The sequence below is a fragment of the Roseovarius autotrophicus genome (assembly GCF_018069895.1).
GTDB lineage: Bacteria > Pseudomonadota > Alphaproteobacteria > Rhodobacterales > Rhodobacteraceae > Roseovarius > Roseovarius autotrophicus.
The window spans coordinates 41,677-55,031 of sequence record NZ_JAGQDH010000019.1; the positions used below are offsets into that span (position 1 = coordinate 41,677).

At 65.7% G+C, this 13,355-nt stretch carries 12 protein-coding genes and 1 pseudogene; 7 read left to right on the top strand and 6 right to left on the bottom strand.

What is annotated here, in order from left to right; all coding sequences use genetic code 11:
- Nucleotides 1-97: 97 nt before the first annotated feature.
- From KAK09_RS15105 to KAK09_RS15125, 5 genes are all read right to left on the bottom strand, one after another.
- Entirely contained in the window at nucleotides 98-892 is a 795-nt protein-coding gene (locus tag KAK09_RS15105; RefSeq protein ID WP_210879772.1) for a trypsin-like serine peptidase, read from the bottom strand.
- Nucleotides 889-1,686 (bottom strand): trypsin-like serine peptidase, encoded by a 798-nt coding sequence (locus KAK09_RS15110; RefSeq protein ID WP_210879773.1) that lies wholly within the window; start codon nucleotides 1,684-1,686, stop codon nucleotides 889-891. Before KAK09_RS15110 ends, KAK09_RS15105 begins: the two co-directional genes overlap by 4 nt.
- A 66-nt stretch (nucleotides 1,687-1,752) precedes the next feature.
- The gene (glcF, locus tag KAK09_RS15115) at nucleotides 1,753-3,075 is read right to left on the bottom strand and encodes a glycolate oxidase subunit GlcF (RefSeq protein WP_210879774.1); all 1,323 of its coding nucleotides are present in this window, start codon (nucleotides 3,073-3,075) and stop codon (nucleotides 1,753-1,755) included.
- Between the two features lie 10 nt (nucleotides 3,076-3,085).
- Nucleotides 3,086-4,195, bottom strand: coding sequence for a glycolate oxidase subunit GlcE (glcE, locus tag KAK09_RS15120; protein ID WP_210879775.1), 1,110 nt, complete (start codon nucleotides 4,193-4,195; stop codon nucleotides 3,086-3,088).
- 62 nt (nucleotides 4,196-4,257) lie between these two features.
- Nucleotides 4,258-5,691: an FAD-linked oxidase C-terminal domain-containing protein gene (locus KAK09_RS15125; protein ID WP_210879776.1), complete on the bottom strand. Its 1,434-nt coding sequence runs from the start codon at nucleotides 5,689-5,691 to the stop codon at nucleotides 4,258-4,260.
- 118 nt (nucleotides 5,692-5,809) lie between these two features.
- Here KAK09_RS15125 and KAK09_RS15130 point away from each other — a divergent pair, with 118 nt between their 5' ends.
- From KAK09_RS15130 to fdhF, 7 genes and pseudogenes are all read left to right on the top strand, one after another.
- The gene (locus KAK09_RS15130) at nucleotides 5,810-6,220 is read left to right on the top strand and encodes a CopD family protein (RefSeq protein WP_210879777.1); all 411 of its coding nucleotides are present in this window, start codon (nucleotides 5,810-5,812) and stop codon (nucleotides 6,218-6,220) included.
- 3 nt (nucleotides 6,221-6,223) lie between these two features.
- Nucleotides 6,224-6,940, top strand: a complete 717-nt coding sequence (locus tag KAK09_RS15135) for a DUF599 domain-containing protein (RefSeq protein ID WP_210879778.1) — start codon at nucleotides 6,224-6,226, stop codon at nucleotides 6,938-6,940.
- Between the two features lie 47 nt (nucleotides 6,941-6,987).
- Nucleotides 6,988-7,335, top strand: a complete 348-nt coding sequence (locus KAK09_RS15140) for a hypothetical protein (protein WP_418895541.1) — start codon at nucleotides 6,988-6,990, stop codon at nucleotides 7,333-7,335.
- Nucleotides 7,336-7,415: 80 nt separating this feature from the next.
- Nucleotides 7,416-8,303 carry a LysR family transcriptional regulator gene (locus KAK09_RS15145; RefSeq protein ID WP_210879780.1) on the top strand — a complete coding sequence of 296 codons (888 nt, stop codon included), beginning with the start codon at nucleotides 7,416-7,418 and terminating at the stop codon, nucleotides 8,301-8,303.
- Nucleotides 8,304-8,394: 91 nt separating this feature from the next.
- Nucleotides 8,395-8,859: a formate dehydrogenase subunit gamma gene (locus KAK09_RS15150; protein ID WP_210879781.1), complete on the top strand. Its 465-nt coding sequence runs from the start codon at nucleotides 8,395-8,397 to the stop codon at nucleotides 8,857-8,859.
- Nucleotides 8,856-10,364: an NADH-ubiquinone oxidoreductase-F iron-sulfur binding region domain-containing protein gene (locus KAK09_RS15155; RefSeq protein ID WP_210879782.1), complete on the top strand. Its 1,509-nt coding sequence runs from the start codon at nucleotides 8,856-8,858 to the stop codon at nucleotides 10,362-10,364. The genes KAK09_RS15150 and KAK09_RS15155 overlap by 4 nt, the downstream gene beginning before the upstream one ends.
- 100 nt (nucleotides 10,365-10,464) lie before the next feature.
- A pseudogene (gene fdhF, locus KAK09_RS15160) lies at nucleotides 10,465-13,227 on the top strand (formate dehydrogenase subunit alpha); the annotation flags it as partial.
- A 30-nt stretch (nucleotides 13,228-13,257) separates the two neighbouring features.
- Here the strand turns inward: fdhF and KAK09_RS19145 are convergent.
- Nucleotides 13,258-13,355, bottom strand: a 98-nt coding sequence (locus tag KAK09_RS19145) for a transposase domain-containing protein (RefSeq protein WP_210879786.1), incomplete at its 5' end; no start/stop codon positions are given.

A 13,355-nucleotide genomic window follows, 5' to 3' on the forward strand; every position in this document is an offset into this window, starting at 1 on the left:
CTGCGGGGACAGGCGCATGTGTCCGGCCCTTGAAGGCACCGGAACGGCTATGATGTGGGAAGGGGCAGCAGGGCTGTCAAGACCCCGGAAAGGGGTCTCAGGGTCGGGCGAAGCGCGCGCCCGAAGCGCGGCCCTCTCCGACCGTGGCGCGCTTGAAACCAGGGGTGGCGGGGGTGGCGCCGATGGTGCGCAGGTCGCGTTTCAGGTCTTCGACAAGTGCGGGCAGGTCCATGCCGAAGGCCACCTGACGGCCCTCGGTGGTGCCGCCGCTCACCAGCGAGAGGATGCGTGCGCGACTGCCAGAGCGGGCAAAGACCGGCGCGCCCGATGAGCCGAATATCACGTCGCAGTCAAACGCCATCAACCCCTCCTGCCGCCAGAGCAGCCCGCAATCGCGCTGCCAGGACGGGGCCTCGTCGCGGTCGCTGCCATAGGACACGAGGCTGACCCGCTGTCCCGGCGCGGGCGCGCCATGAAGTGCGAAAGGTGCGGCTGTGGCGCTCGGGATCGGGGTGACGAGGCGCAAAAGTGCTGCGTCGCGTCGCACGTTCTGCGCGGTCATCCCGCGCGCCGGATCATAGCCCGCGGCCACGGCATAGCCGCTCACCCCGCTTTCGGCGATCGCCAGCCCGTCGCGCAGCCCTGCGCGAAAGCGCAGGTCGTCGGCAGGCACGGGCGCGCGGGCGGCATCAAAAAGGCAATGCGCCGCCGTCAGCACCTGGTCGGGGGCGATAAGCACGCCGGTGCAATAGCCCGCGCGCCCGATGTCAAGGCGACCCACCGCCTCCCAGCCGAAAAGCTGGTCGCGTTGGGTCAGTCGGTCAAGCCCGCTTTGCGCGAGCGCGGAGCCACCAACCATCACCGTCAAGGCGAAAGCAATCAGCGCCCTCATGGCCGGGAGAACTTGGCCCCGGTGTCGCGGCGCGTCCCCGAGGACAGCATTTTCGGCGCGGCCTCCTGAAACACGCCCTGGCCTGCGTCAAGCGCCGCGCGCAGCGTGTCGAGCGGTTCCAGCAATTGCGTGCCAAGCGCGACCTTGCGCCCGTCCACCTCGGCCATGGCCGAGACCACCGAGACGATGCGCGCCTGCCCGCCCTCGAACGAAAACACCGGCGCGCCGGATGAGCCGAAATTCACGTCGCAGGACATGACCAGAACCCCGCCCTGCCGCGCCAGCACCTCGCAGACCTCTTGCAGGGACGGGGCTTCGGAGCGGTCGCGCGCATAGCTGACCACGCCGATCTTCTGGCCCTCACGCGGGCGCTGATCGGTCTCGAACGGGGTGACGTGGGTGTTGCGGATCGGGTGGTAAAGCTCCAGCAACGCGACATCGTTGCGAACCCGTTCGGGTGTGACAGCGGCCGCGAAATCATAGTCGGGATGGGTGACGGCGCGGCGCACCGAGCGATAGGCGGCGGCCCGACCGTTGCGCCAGCCGGCCATGAACTCGATCCGCGCGGGATCGAGCCGCGCGCCCGTCACCTTGTCATAGAGGCAATGCGCCGCCGTCAGCACCAGATCGGGCGCGACAAGCGCCCCGGTGCAGAACCCGCGCCCGCCCAGTTCCAGCCGCCCCACCGCCTCCCATGCGCGGGCGGAGTCGCCCATGTCCAGCCGTTCAAGGCGGCTGTCCTGTGCGGCAAGCGGCGTGGCAAGGCAGGCAAGAAGGGCAAGCGCGCGCAGCATGGTCTCTCCGGGTCCCTGAACACACTCACCGGTTAGCAAGGGTTTCGGGCCAGAATATGACCATGTTCAACGCAGGATGGGAACCCCGCCGTGCCCTTCGGCGGCGCGCAGCATCGCGGGCGGCTGCGGCCCGCCGGTGGCCCAGTCCAGCAACTCGACGGTGTGGACCACCGGAACGGGCGTGCCAGAGCCGATCTGCATCATGCAGCCGATATTGCCGGCGGCGATCACATCGGGCTTGACCGCCTCCAGCGTGCGCAGCTTGCGGTCCTTCAACTGTTTCGAGATCGCGGGCTGCATCAGGTTGTAGGTGCCCGCCGAGCCGCAGCACAGATGGCTGTCGGCGGGCTCGGCCACGGTAAAACCGGCGCGGCGCAGCAGATCCTTGGGAAAGCTCTTGATCTTCTGCCCGTGTTGCAGCGAGCAGGCGGCGTGATAGGCGACGGTGAGGCCCTTGTCGCCCCCCTCCGGCAGGTCGAGCTTCATCAGCACTTCGCTCACATCCATGGCGATGGCGCTGACGCGCGCGGCGTCATCCGCCAGCGGCTCGAGGCGGAACATGTGGCCGTAATCCTTGACCGTGGTGCCGCAGCCGGAGGTGTTGATCACGATGGCGTCAAGACCGTCCCCATCCATCTCGCGCGCCCAGGCGCGGATGTTTCCGGCCGCCGTCGCGTGGCTTTCGGCGGTTTTGCCCATGTGATGCGTCAGTGCCCCGCAACAGCCCGCGCCACGGGCTACCACCACCTCGCAGCCGAGCCGCGTCAGCAGCCGGATGGTGGCATCGTTGATGTCGGTGTTGAGCGCGCGCTGCGCACAGCCGGTCATAAGCGCCACCCGCATCCTGCGCGCCCCCTTGGGGGCGAAGGTCTGCGGGTCGTCGTTGCGGCTGACGGGGGGGATGTGTTTCGGGGCCATCTCCAGCATCGCGCGCAGGCGGGCATCGGGAACGAGCCGGGCGAAGGGCCGCCCGATCCTGGCCCCCAGAAGCGCCACGCGGAACCGCATCGGATAGGGCAGGATCCGCGCGAGGATCCAGCGAATCATACGGTCGCCCAAGGGGCGCTGATACCGCTCCTCGATATATTCGCGTGCCTGATCGACCAGGTGCATGTAGTGCACGCCCGAGGGGCAGGTGGTCATGCAGGCCAGGCACGACAGGCAGCGGTCGATATGCTTGACGGTCTTTTCATCCGGCACGCGGTCGTTTTCCAGCATGTCCTTGATAAGATAGATGCGGCCTCGCGGGCTGTCCAACTCGTCGCCCAGAACCTGATAGGTCGGGCAGGTCGCGGTGCAGAAACCGCAATGCACGCAGGCGCGCAGGATCTCGTTGGCGCGGGCGATTTTCGGATCGGCCAGTTGCTCTGCCGTGAACTCGGTTTTCATGTGCTCTTCCTCACACGCGGGCCATCAGGCCGGGATTGAGCAGGCCACGCGGATCGAACCGCTGCCGCAGACCGGCCTGAAGGGCGGCCACCGGTTTGGGCAGCGGGTGAAAGGCATCGGTCCCTTCGCCGCGCACCCGCGTGGCATGGCCGCCTTTCGCGTCCACGCCGGCGCGGATCGTGTTCGCGCGTCCTTCGGGCGCAAGCAGCCAGACAAGACCCCCGCCCCAATCGTAAAGCGCCTCGACCCCGCGCAGCCCGGCCACGATCCCCGGCGCATCCGATGGCTTGACCGAGAGCCGCCACACATCGCCTGCGCGCCCGTGGAAGGTGGCCACGTCGCGAATGCCGCGCCACATGGCGGCGACCGCTTCGGCGTCGGTCTCGACCGCGACCGCGCCGAACGGGGCCAGCAGCGTGGCAAGGCGCTCTGCCCGATAGGCGACCGAGCCGGCAAAGCCCTCGATCCGCAGAAGCGTCGCCTTGCCCGGAAGATGCGCCGCGCCCGAGACCTCGAAGGGCGAGGCGAGCGCGCGGGAAAGCGCCGTGATCGCCTGTGTGTCATCCAGCCCGTTCAAGGCAAGCGTCGCCGCCGCTTGCGGCGCGGGCAGCACCTTGAGCGCCACCTCGGTCAGCACGCCCAAGGTGCCATGGCTGCCCGCCATCAGCTTGACCAGATCATAGCCGGTGACGTTCTTCATCACGCGCCCGCCATTCTTGACGATTCGCCCGGTGCCATCGACAAAGCGCACACCCAGAAGGAAATCGCGACAGGCCCCGGCCTGCACGCGGCGCGGCCCGCTCACATTGGCGGCGACCACCCCGCCGATGGTGGGCGTGCCGGTCGTTTCCAGCAACCCGCGATGATCCATCGGCTCGAATGCGAGGCGCTGCCCCTCGTTCGCCAGGGCCGCCTCCACCTCTTCCAGCGGTGTGCCCGCGCGCGCCACCAGCGTCAGGGCGCCCGGCTCGTAAAGCTCGATCCCGCGCATGGCCGCGATCGAGACCCGCGCGCCGTTGGTCTGCCCGCCGATAGGCCGCGTCCCACCGCCTTCTATGCGCAATGGCGCGTCGGCCGCTTTGATGATCTCGGCGAGTTCCGGCTCTGTCTGGGGTGTCATGCTGCTTCTTCTGGCTGAAAATATCCCGGGGGTCCGGGGGCAGCGCCCCCGGTGCGACAGTGTCAGGCCGCGCGCCGCGCCTCGGACGCCTCAAGCGGGAAGACCTTGGCAGGGTTCAAAAGCCAGGCCGGATCGAACACGTCCTTGACATCCATCTGCGCGGCCAGATCGTCGGGGGCGTATTGATGGGCCATCAGGTCGCGCTTTTCGATGCCCACGCCATGCTCGCCGGTCAGACAGCCGCCCACTTCGACGCAGAGCTTGAGGATTTCCGCGCCGAACGCCTCGCACAGTTCCAGATCGCCGGGCTTGTTGGCGTCAAACAGAATGAGCGGGTGCATGTTGCCATCGCCCGCATGGAACACATTGGCCACGTCGAGGCCGAATTCCTTCGACATCTCGTCGATGCGACGCAGCACGAGCGGCAGCGCGCTGACCGGGATGGTGCCGTCTAGGCACATGTAATCGTTGATCTGTCCCATGGCCCCGAAGGCGGATTTGCGGCCCAGCCAGATCTTGGCGCTCTCCTCGGCCGATTTGCTCTGGCGCAGTTCCACCGGGTCATGGCAGCGGGCGATGTCCTCGATCAGCGCCAGTTGCGCGTCGATCTCGGCCTCGGACCCTTCCACCTCGACAATCAGCAGCGCCTCGCAATCGGGATAGCCCGCATGGGCGAAATCCTCGGTGGCGCGAATGCAGGGGCGGTCCATGAACTCGATCGCTACGGGCAGCACGCCCGCCTTGATGATGTCTGAGACGCAGGCCCCGGCGACCTCGTTGCTGTCGAACCCGATCAGCACGGGCCGCGCGCCCTCGGGTTTGCGCAGGATGCGCAGGGTGGCCTCGGTCACAACCCCCAATTGCCCCTCGGAGCCGCAGACAAGGCCCAGAAGATCATAGCCCGCCGCATCGAGATATGCGCCGCCCAACTCGATCACGGTGCCATCCATCAGCACCATGGTCACGCCCATCAGGTTGTTGGTGGTCACGCCGTATTTCAGGCAATGCGCACCGCCCGAATTCATCGCGATATTGCCGGCGATGGCGCAGGCAAGCTGCGATGAGGGGTCGGGGGCGTAGAAGAAACCGTGCTCCTCCACCGCACCGGTGACGGAAAGATTGGTGCGCCCGGTCTGCACGCGAATGAAGCGGTTTTCATAGTCGGTTTCGAGCACCGCGTTCATGCGCGCCACGCCGAGGATCACGCTATCAGCCGTGGGCAGCGCGCCGCCTGCAAGCGAGGTACCCGAGCCGCGCGGCACCACCGGCACACCCATGTCGTGACAGATACGCAGCGCATCCGACACTTCCCGTGTCGAGGCGGGCAGGATCGCGGCCATGGGCGGGCATTTGTAGGCGGTGAGCGCGTCGCATTCATAGGCGCGGGTTTCCGCCGGGTCCGAAATCACCGCGTCGGTGGGCAGGACCGTGCGCAGGCGCGCAACCAGATCGGCCTTGCGCGAGAGGATCGCGGGGTTCGGCTCGGGCATCTGCATGATCATACCTCCCTGAATTGGTAAATCTATATAACCAATTCTGGCGCTGCGCGAGTCTTTTTTCCCGTGCCGCGTGCGAAGGCTTGCGCGTTGGCGTGCGCTCGGGCAGTCATCGCACATGGACTGGGTCAAGATCATTCACATTCTTTGTGTCATGGGCTGGATGACGTCGATTTTCGCCGTGCCACGCGCGCTCATCTACTGGCATCGCGAATGGGACAGGCTGGGCGAATTCGGCCCCCTTGGTGATCTCACGATCCGACTTTACCGCTTTTCGCTGGGGCTGGGTGTCATCGCCATCGCCTCCGGGCTTTATCTTGCCCATGCGCTCGGCTGGCCGGTCTGGACGCATCTCAAGCTGGCGCTCGTTCTGGCGCTCGCCGTGCATTACGGTTGGACCGGACGGCTGGTTCTGCGGGCGCGGCGCGGCGTCTTTACCGAGAGCGACCGATACTTGCGCGTCTTCAATGAAATCAGCGTCCTGGGGGCGATTGCCGTGCTCTGGGTCGTTGTCGTGCGCCCGTTCTGAGTGATGGAGCAACTGACACGGGCGCTCGGGCATTTCACCGCGCTGGACCTCTGGGCTGTGGCGGCGCTCATCGCGGGATGGGCGGGCGTCACGCTCCTGATCGAGCACGCGCCCGCGCGCTTTCCCTCTACCTCGAACCTGATGGCGCAGTATCGTCGCGAATGGATGGTGCAGTTCGTCGCCCGCGACCCGCGCATCTTTGATTCGCAGGTCATCGGGCAGTTGCGGCAGGGCACATCGTTCTTTGCCTCGGCCACGCTTATTGCCATAGGTGGCGCGCTGGCGCTTCTGGGGGATGTGGAGCGGCTGATCGGGATTGCCGATGATCTGACCACGGGCAACGATCCCGTGATCGTCTGGGAGGTGAAGATCCTCACCGTGATCATCTTCCTGACCAATGCGTTCCTGAAATTCGTCTGGTCGAACCGGCTTTTCGGCTATTGCGCCGTGGTCATGGCGGCGGTGCCGAATGACCCGGCTGACCCGGCGGCGCTGCCGCGCGCGCAGAAAGCGGGCGAGATCAACATCACCGCAGCGCGCGGCTTCAATCGCGGCTTGCGGGCGCTTTATTTCGCGTTGGCGGGGGCGGCTTGGTTGCTGGGCGCATGGGCGCTTCTGCTGGCCGTGGCGCTTACGCTCGGGGTGCTGTTGCGGCGCGAGTTCGCCTCTGAATCGCGTGCCGTGCTGATGCGCGCCGACGATGTGCGCACGGATATGTGAGTTTGAATCGCCGCGCACGGCGCTATGTCTTGCGCATGAGATGGATCGTGCCCGCCCTGACTGCTTGTCTTGTCGCCTCACCCGTTGCGGCGGCAGAGCCCGATATCCTGGACGCTGCGGTCAGAAAGTCGGGCATGTCGCACCGGGTGGATGTGACGCTTGCCCATCCCGATACCGGCTGGGATCATTACGCGGACGGCTGGGAGGTGCTTGATGCGAAAGGCAACCGGCTTGGCTATCGTGTGCTGCTCCATCCGCATGTGACCGAGCAACCGTTCACGCGCGCCCTGAACAATCTCGACCTGCCTGATGGCACGCGCGAGATCTTTGTCCGCGCGCATTGCTCGGTGGACGGGTGGGGAAAGAGCACCCGCCGGGTCACGCTTGATCCGTGATTTTGCGCATCGGCGCTTGATCGGCGGCTTTATTGCTGTTTTTCTATTGTGAATCAGTCATCCAATAGAAGTGGCCTGTCATGCTCGACAAGCTGGAGATGTTCATCGCGGTGGCGAAGGAAGGGCATTTCGGGCGCGCAGCGCTCAGCATCGGAATTACGCAACCGTCGCTTTCGGCCGGGATCAAGCAGCTTGAGGAACAGTTGGGCGTCCAGCTCATCTTTCGTGGCTCGCGCTATGGCGGGCTGACGCCAGAGGGGCAAGCGGCGCTGGTCTGGGCGCGCAAGATCGTGGGGGATGCGCGGCAGTTGCGCGAGGAGATGCGCGCCAAGCGGCATGGCCTGTCGGGGCAGGTCCGCATTGCGGCGATCCCGACGGCGCTGACATGGGCGGCGCGGCTGTGTCACCGCTTCACCGCCAGACACCCCAATGTGCGTTTCACCATCCTGTCGCGCACTTCGGTCGAGATCCTGTCCATGCTCGACAATCTCGATATCGACGCAGGTATCTCGTATCTCGACAACGAACCGATGGGCCGCGTGAGCACCGAGCCGCTTTATGCCGAACGCTACATGCTGGTTTGCGGTGAAGGTTCGCGCCTTGCCGGGCGGTCCTCGGTGGGGTGGGAGGAACTGGCGCAAGAGCGGCTGTGCTTGCTGACACCCGACATGCAGAACCGCCGGATCATCAACCGCAACTTCGCCGCGGTCGATGTGACCCCAGAGCCGCGCATCGAGTCGAATTCTACCGTGGTGCTGATGTCCACGGTGGAAAGCGGTGACTGGGTGACGGTCCTGCCCGAGGATGCGGCGCGGTTCCACGCTGTCGGCAAGGCGGTGCGGCTGGTGCCGCTGTCTGGGTCGGAACCGGCCCATCTGGTCGGGCTTGTCGCGCCATGGCGCGAGCCGCATACGCCCGTGCTGCAAAGTCTTCTGCGCGAGGCGCGCAAGCTGGCAGGCACGGATTGATAGGCTGCGTCTATCAAATAACCGAATAGCGATATTGATCACGGATTAATGCCTGTGATTGACTGGTCTCAGCAACTGCAAGAGGCCAGCCATGACCGAACCCGCCGCTGACGAGATAGACGCCATCCTGCGCGCGCATCTTCACCTTGAGGGGCCGCTTTTGCCGATCCTGCACGCGATGCAGGAGGCCTGCGGCCATATCCCCGAGGCGGCGCATCGCCCGATCGCCGAGGCGCTCAATATCAGCCGTGCGGAACTGCATGGCGTGATCAGCTTTTACCACGATTTCCGCGCCAAGCCCGCCGGGCGGCATGTGCTCAGGATTTGCCGGGCCGAGGCCTGTCAGGCGGTGGGTGGTGCGGCGTTGGCCGAGGCGACGCTGGCGAAACTGGGCCTTGAATGGCGCGGCACCACCGCGAATGGCGCGGTGACGGTGGAGCCGGTCTATTGCCTGGGCCTGTGCGCCTGTGCGCCTGCGGCGATGCTGGACGGGCGGGTGGTGGGCCGGGTGGACAGCGCCCGGATGGATGCCCTTCTGGCGGAGGCGGGGGCATGAAGATTTACATTCCCATGGACAGCGCCGCCAAGGCACTTGGCGTCGAAGAGGTGGCCACCGCGATCCGCACCGCCGCGCCCGAGGCTGAGATCATCCGCACCGGCACGCGTGGCATGATCTGGCTGGAACCGCTGGTGGAGGTCGAGATCGACGGGGAGCGCCATGGTTATGGCCCGGCGACGGTGGGCGATGTGGCGGGCATTCTCGACGGCAGCAGCGTCAAGGCGCTTGGCCCGGTCGCGGATCTGGACTGGATGAGGCGGCAGACGCGGCTGACATTCGCCCGCGTCGGCGTGATCGACCCGCTCAGCCTTGCCGATTACGAGGCGCATGGCGGGCTGGCCGGTCTGCGCCGCGCGCTTGGCATGGACGGAGCCGGGATCGTCGCCGAGGTCACCCGATCGGGGCTGCGCGGGCGCGGCGGCGCGGGCTTCCCGACCGGCATCAAGTGGAAGACGGTACAGGAGGCGCAAGCGCCGCAGAAATACATCGTCTGCAATGCCGATGAGGGCGACAGTGGCACATTCGCCGACCGGATGATCATGGAGGGCGACCCCTTTACCCTGATCGAAGGCATGGCGATTGCCGGTCTCGGGGTGGGGGCGACGCGCGGCTATGTCTATCTGCGCTCGGAATATCCCGATGCTATCGCAGTGATGCGCCGCGCGGTTGAAATCGCGCGCGGGGCGGGGGTTCTGGGTGCGGATGTGCTGGGCTCGGGGCGTGCGTTCGACATGGAAATCCGCGTGGGGGCCGGGGCCTATGTCTGTGGCGAGGAAACCTCGCTTCTCAACAGCCTTGAAGGCAAGCGCGGCGTGGTGCGCGCCAAGCCGCCGCTGCCCGCCTTGGAGGGGTTCCTCGGGCGGCCCACGGTGGTCAACAATGTGATTTCGCTGGCGACGGTGCCGGTGATCTTCGAGAAGGGCGCGGCATATTATGCCGATTTCGGCCTTGGCCGGTCGCGCGGCACCGTGACCTTGCAGATCGCGGGCAATGTGGCGCGCGGCGGCCTGTTCGAGACCGCCTTTGGCATCACCTTGGGCGAGGTGGTCAATGACCTTGGCGGCGGAACCCTCACAGGCCGCCCGGTCAAGGCGGTGCAGGTGGGTGGGCCGCTCGGGGCCTATATTCCGGTCGGTAATTTCGACGCGGCCCTTGGCTATGAGGAGCTTGACGCCAAGGGTGGGCTGTTGGGCCATGCCGGTCTGGTGGTGTTTGACGACGGCGCCGACATGCTGGGGATGGCGCGCTTCGCGATGGAATTCTGCGCCGTGGAAAGCTGTGGCAAATGCACGCCCTGCCGGATCGGGGCCGTTCGGGGCGTCGAGACCATCGACCGGATCGCGGCAGGCGACGGGGCGGCGATCCCGCTTCTGACCGATCTGTGCGAGACCATGAAGGACGGCTCGCTCTGCGCGCTTGGCGGGTTGACGCCGTTGCCGGTCATGTCCGCGCTAACGCATTTTCCCGACGATTTCGCCACCCGGCGCGAGGCCGCTGAGTGATCGGGATCGCGGCATGAAAAATGCCGCGACCGGAGCGGGGGGGCCGCCCCCCGCACCCCCCGGAGTATTTCCGGAACGATGAAGGGCTGAGGAGACGGACATGAAGGATTTCATCATTCCCACTGAGCGCGACATGGGCACGCCCGCCAAAGTAGGCGCGCCGGTGACGCTGGAGATCGACGGCGTGGCCGTGACCGTGCCCGAGGGCACATCGGTGCTGCGTGCGGCGGCCGAGGCGGGGATTCCCATTCCCAAGCTTTGCGCGTCGGACAATCTGGAGGCGTTCGGCTCTTGCCGCCTTTGCGTGGTGGAAATCGAGGGGCGGCGCGGCACGCCCGCGTCCTGCACCACGCCTGTCACCCCCGGCATGGTGGTGCATACCGGATCGGCCAAGGTGCGCAAGATCCGCCGCGGCGTGATGGAGCTTTACATTTCTGACCACCCGCTTGATTGCCTGACCTGTTCAGCCAATGGCGATTGCGAGTTGCAGGATATGGCGGGCGCCGTCGGCCTGCGCGATGTGCGCTACGAGGCGCCAAACAATGGCGGCATGGTCAACCATTTCGCGCCCCGCACCACCAGCGGCGAGGCCAACCCGGAATGGTTGCCGAAAGACGACAGCAATCCCTATTTCAGCTATGACCCCAGCAAATGCATCGTCTGCAACCGCTGTGTGCGCGCCTGCGAAGAGGTGCAGGGCACATTCGCGCTGACGATTGCGGGGCGTGGCTTTGACAGCCGGGTCAAGGCGGGCGGCGCGGGTGACGATTTCCTTGCCTCGGATTGCGTCAGCTGCGGTGCCTGCGTGCAGGCCTGCCCGACAGCGGCCTTGCAGGAGAAATCCATCATCGAGATAGGCACGCCCGACCGCGCGGTGATCACCACCTGCGCCTATTGCGGCGTGGGCTGTTCGTTCAGGGCAGAGATGAACGGCGACACATTGGTGCGCATGGTGCCCTACAAACACGGCAAGGCCAATCGCGGGCATAGCTGCGTCAAGGGCCGGTTCGCCTATGGCTATGCCCATCACAAGGACCGCATCCTGAAGCCGATGACCCGCGAGCGGATCAGCGATCCGTGGCGCGAGGTCTCTTGGGATGAGGCCTTGAGTTTTGCCGCCACCCGGATGCGCAGCCTTCAGGCGCAATATGGCAGGAAATCCATCGGCGTGATCACGTCCTCGCGCTGCACCAACGAAGAGACCTATCTGGTGCAGAAACTGGCGCGCGCGGTCTTTGGCAACAACAACACCGATACCTGCGCACGCGTCTGTCATTCGCCCACGGGCTACGGGCTGGGCCAGACCTTTGGCACTTCGGCGGGCACGCAGGATTTCGACAGCGTGGAGCAGACCGATGTGGTCATCGTCATTGGCGCCAATCCCACCGATGGCCACCCGGTCTTTGCCTCGCGGCTGAAAAAGCGGTTGCGCGCGGGCGCGAAGCTGATCGTGGTCGATCCGCGCCGGATCGATCTGGTGAAATCGCCGCATATTGCGGCGGCGCATCACCTGCCGCTGCGTCCCGGCACGAATGTCGCCGTGGTCAGCGCGCTGGCGCATGTGATCGTGACCGAGGGGTTGATGGATGAGGCGTTCATCCGAGCCCGCTGTGATTGGGACGAGTTCCAGCATTACGCCGAGTTCATCAGCAACCCGCGCCATTCGCCAGAGGCGACGGCGCTGCTGACCGGGGTCGATCCGGTCGAGTTGCGCGCGGCGGCCCGCCTCTTTGCCACGAGCGGCAATGGCGCGATCTATTACGGGCTTGGCGTGACCGAACATTCCCAAGGCTCGACCACCGTCATGGGCATCGCCAACCTTGCCATGCTGACCGGCAATATCGGGCGACCCGGTGTGGGGGTGAACCCGTTGCGCGGTCAGAACAACGTGCAGGGGGCCTGCGACATGGGCTCGTTCCCGCATGAACTGCCCGGCTATCGCCACATCAAAGGGCCGGAGGTGCGGGCGATCTTCGAAGAGGCGTGGGGCGTCCAGATCGACGCGGAGCCGGGCTTGCGCATCCCCAACATGCTTGACGCCGCCGTCGATGGCACCTTCAAGGGACTCTATTGTCAGGGTGAGGACATCCTGTAATCGGACCCTGATACCAAACATGTGGCGGCGGGTCTGGCGGCGATGGACTGCGTCATCGTGCATGATCTCTTTCTCAACGAAACTGCCAATTACGCGCATGTCTTCCTGCCCGGATCGACCTTTCTGGAAAAGGACGGGACGTTCACCAATGCCGAGCGGCGCATCAACCGCGTGCGCAAGGTGATCCCGCCGCTCAACGGCTATGCCGATTGGGAGATTACCCAGATGCTGGCCAATGCCATGGGCGCGGGCTGGAGCTATGCCCATCCGGCCCGGATCATGGAGGAGATCGCTGCCACAACGCCCAGCTTTGCCGGGGTGGATTATGCCCTGCTGGAGGAGAAAGGCAGCGTGCAATGGCCCTGCAACGAGACGAACCCTGAGGGCACGCCGCTCATGCATGTGGACGGGTTCATGCGCGGCAAGGGGCGGTTCATCGTCACCGAATATGTGGCGACCGATGAGAAAACCGGCCCGCGTTTCCCGCTGCTGCTGACCACCGGGCGGATTCTGAGCCAGTATAACGTGGGCGCGCAGACCCGGCGCACCGCCAATGTGGTTTGGCACGAGGAGGATGTGCTGGAAATCCATCCGCATGACGCCGAGGTGCGCGGGGTGAAAGAGGGCGATTGGGTGCGGCTGGCCAGCCGCGCGGGCGAGACCACGCTGCGCGCCAGGCTGACCGATCGCGTCAGCCCCGGCGTGGTCTATACCACCTTCCACCACCCCGACACGCAGGCCAATGTGATCACCACCGACTATTCCGACTGTAAGCGTTAGCTGGACATCACGTGCAGCTTAGCTTGACGTCTTGAAGTTCCACGGCAGCAGGTCGTCGATGCCGCTTTGCGGATGGCCATTGGCGATCGCTGTCAGTGTTGCGTTGAGATAGGCGA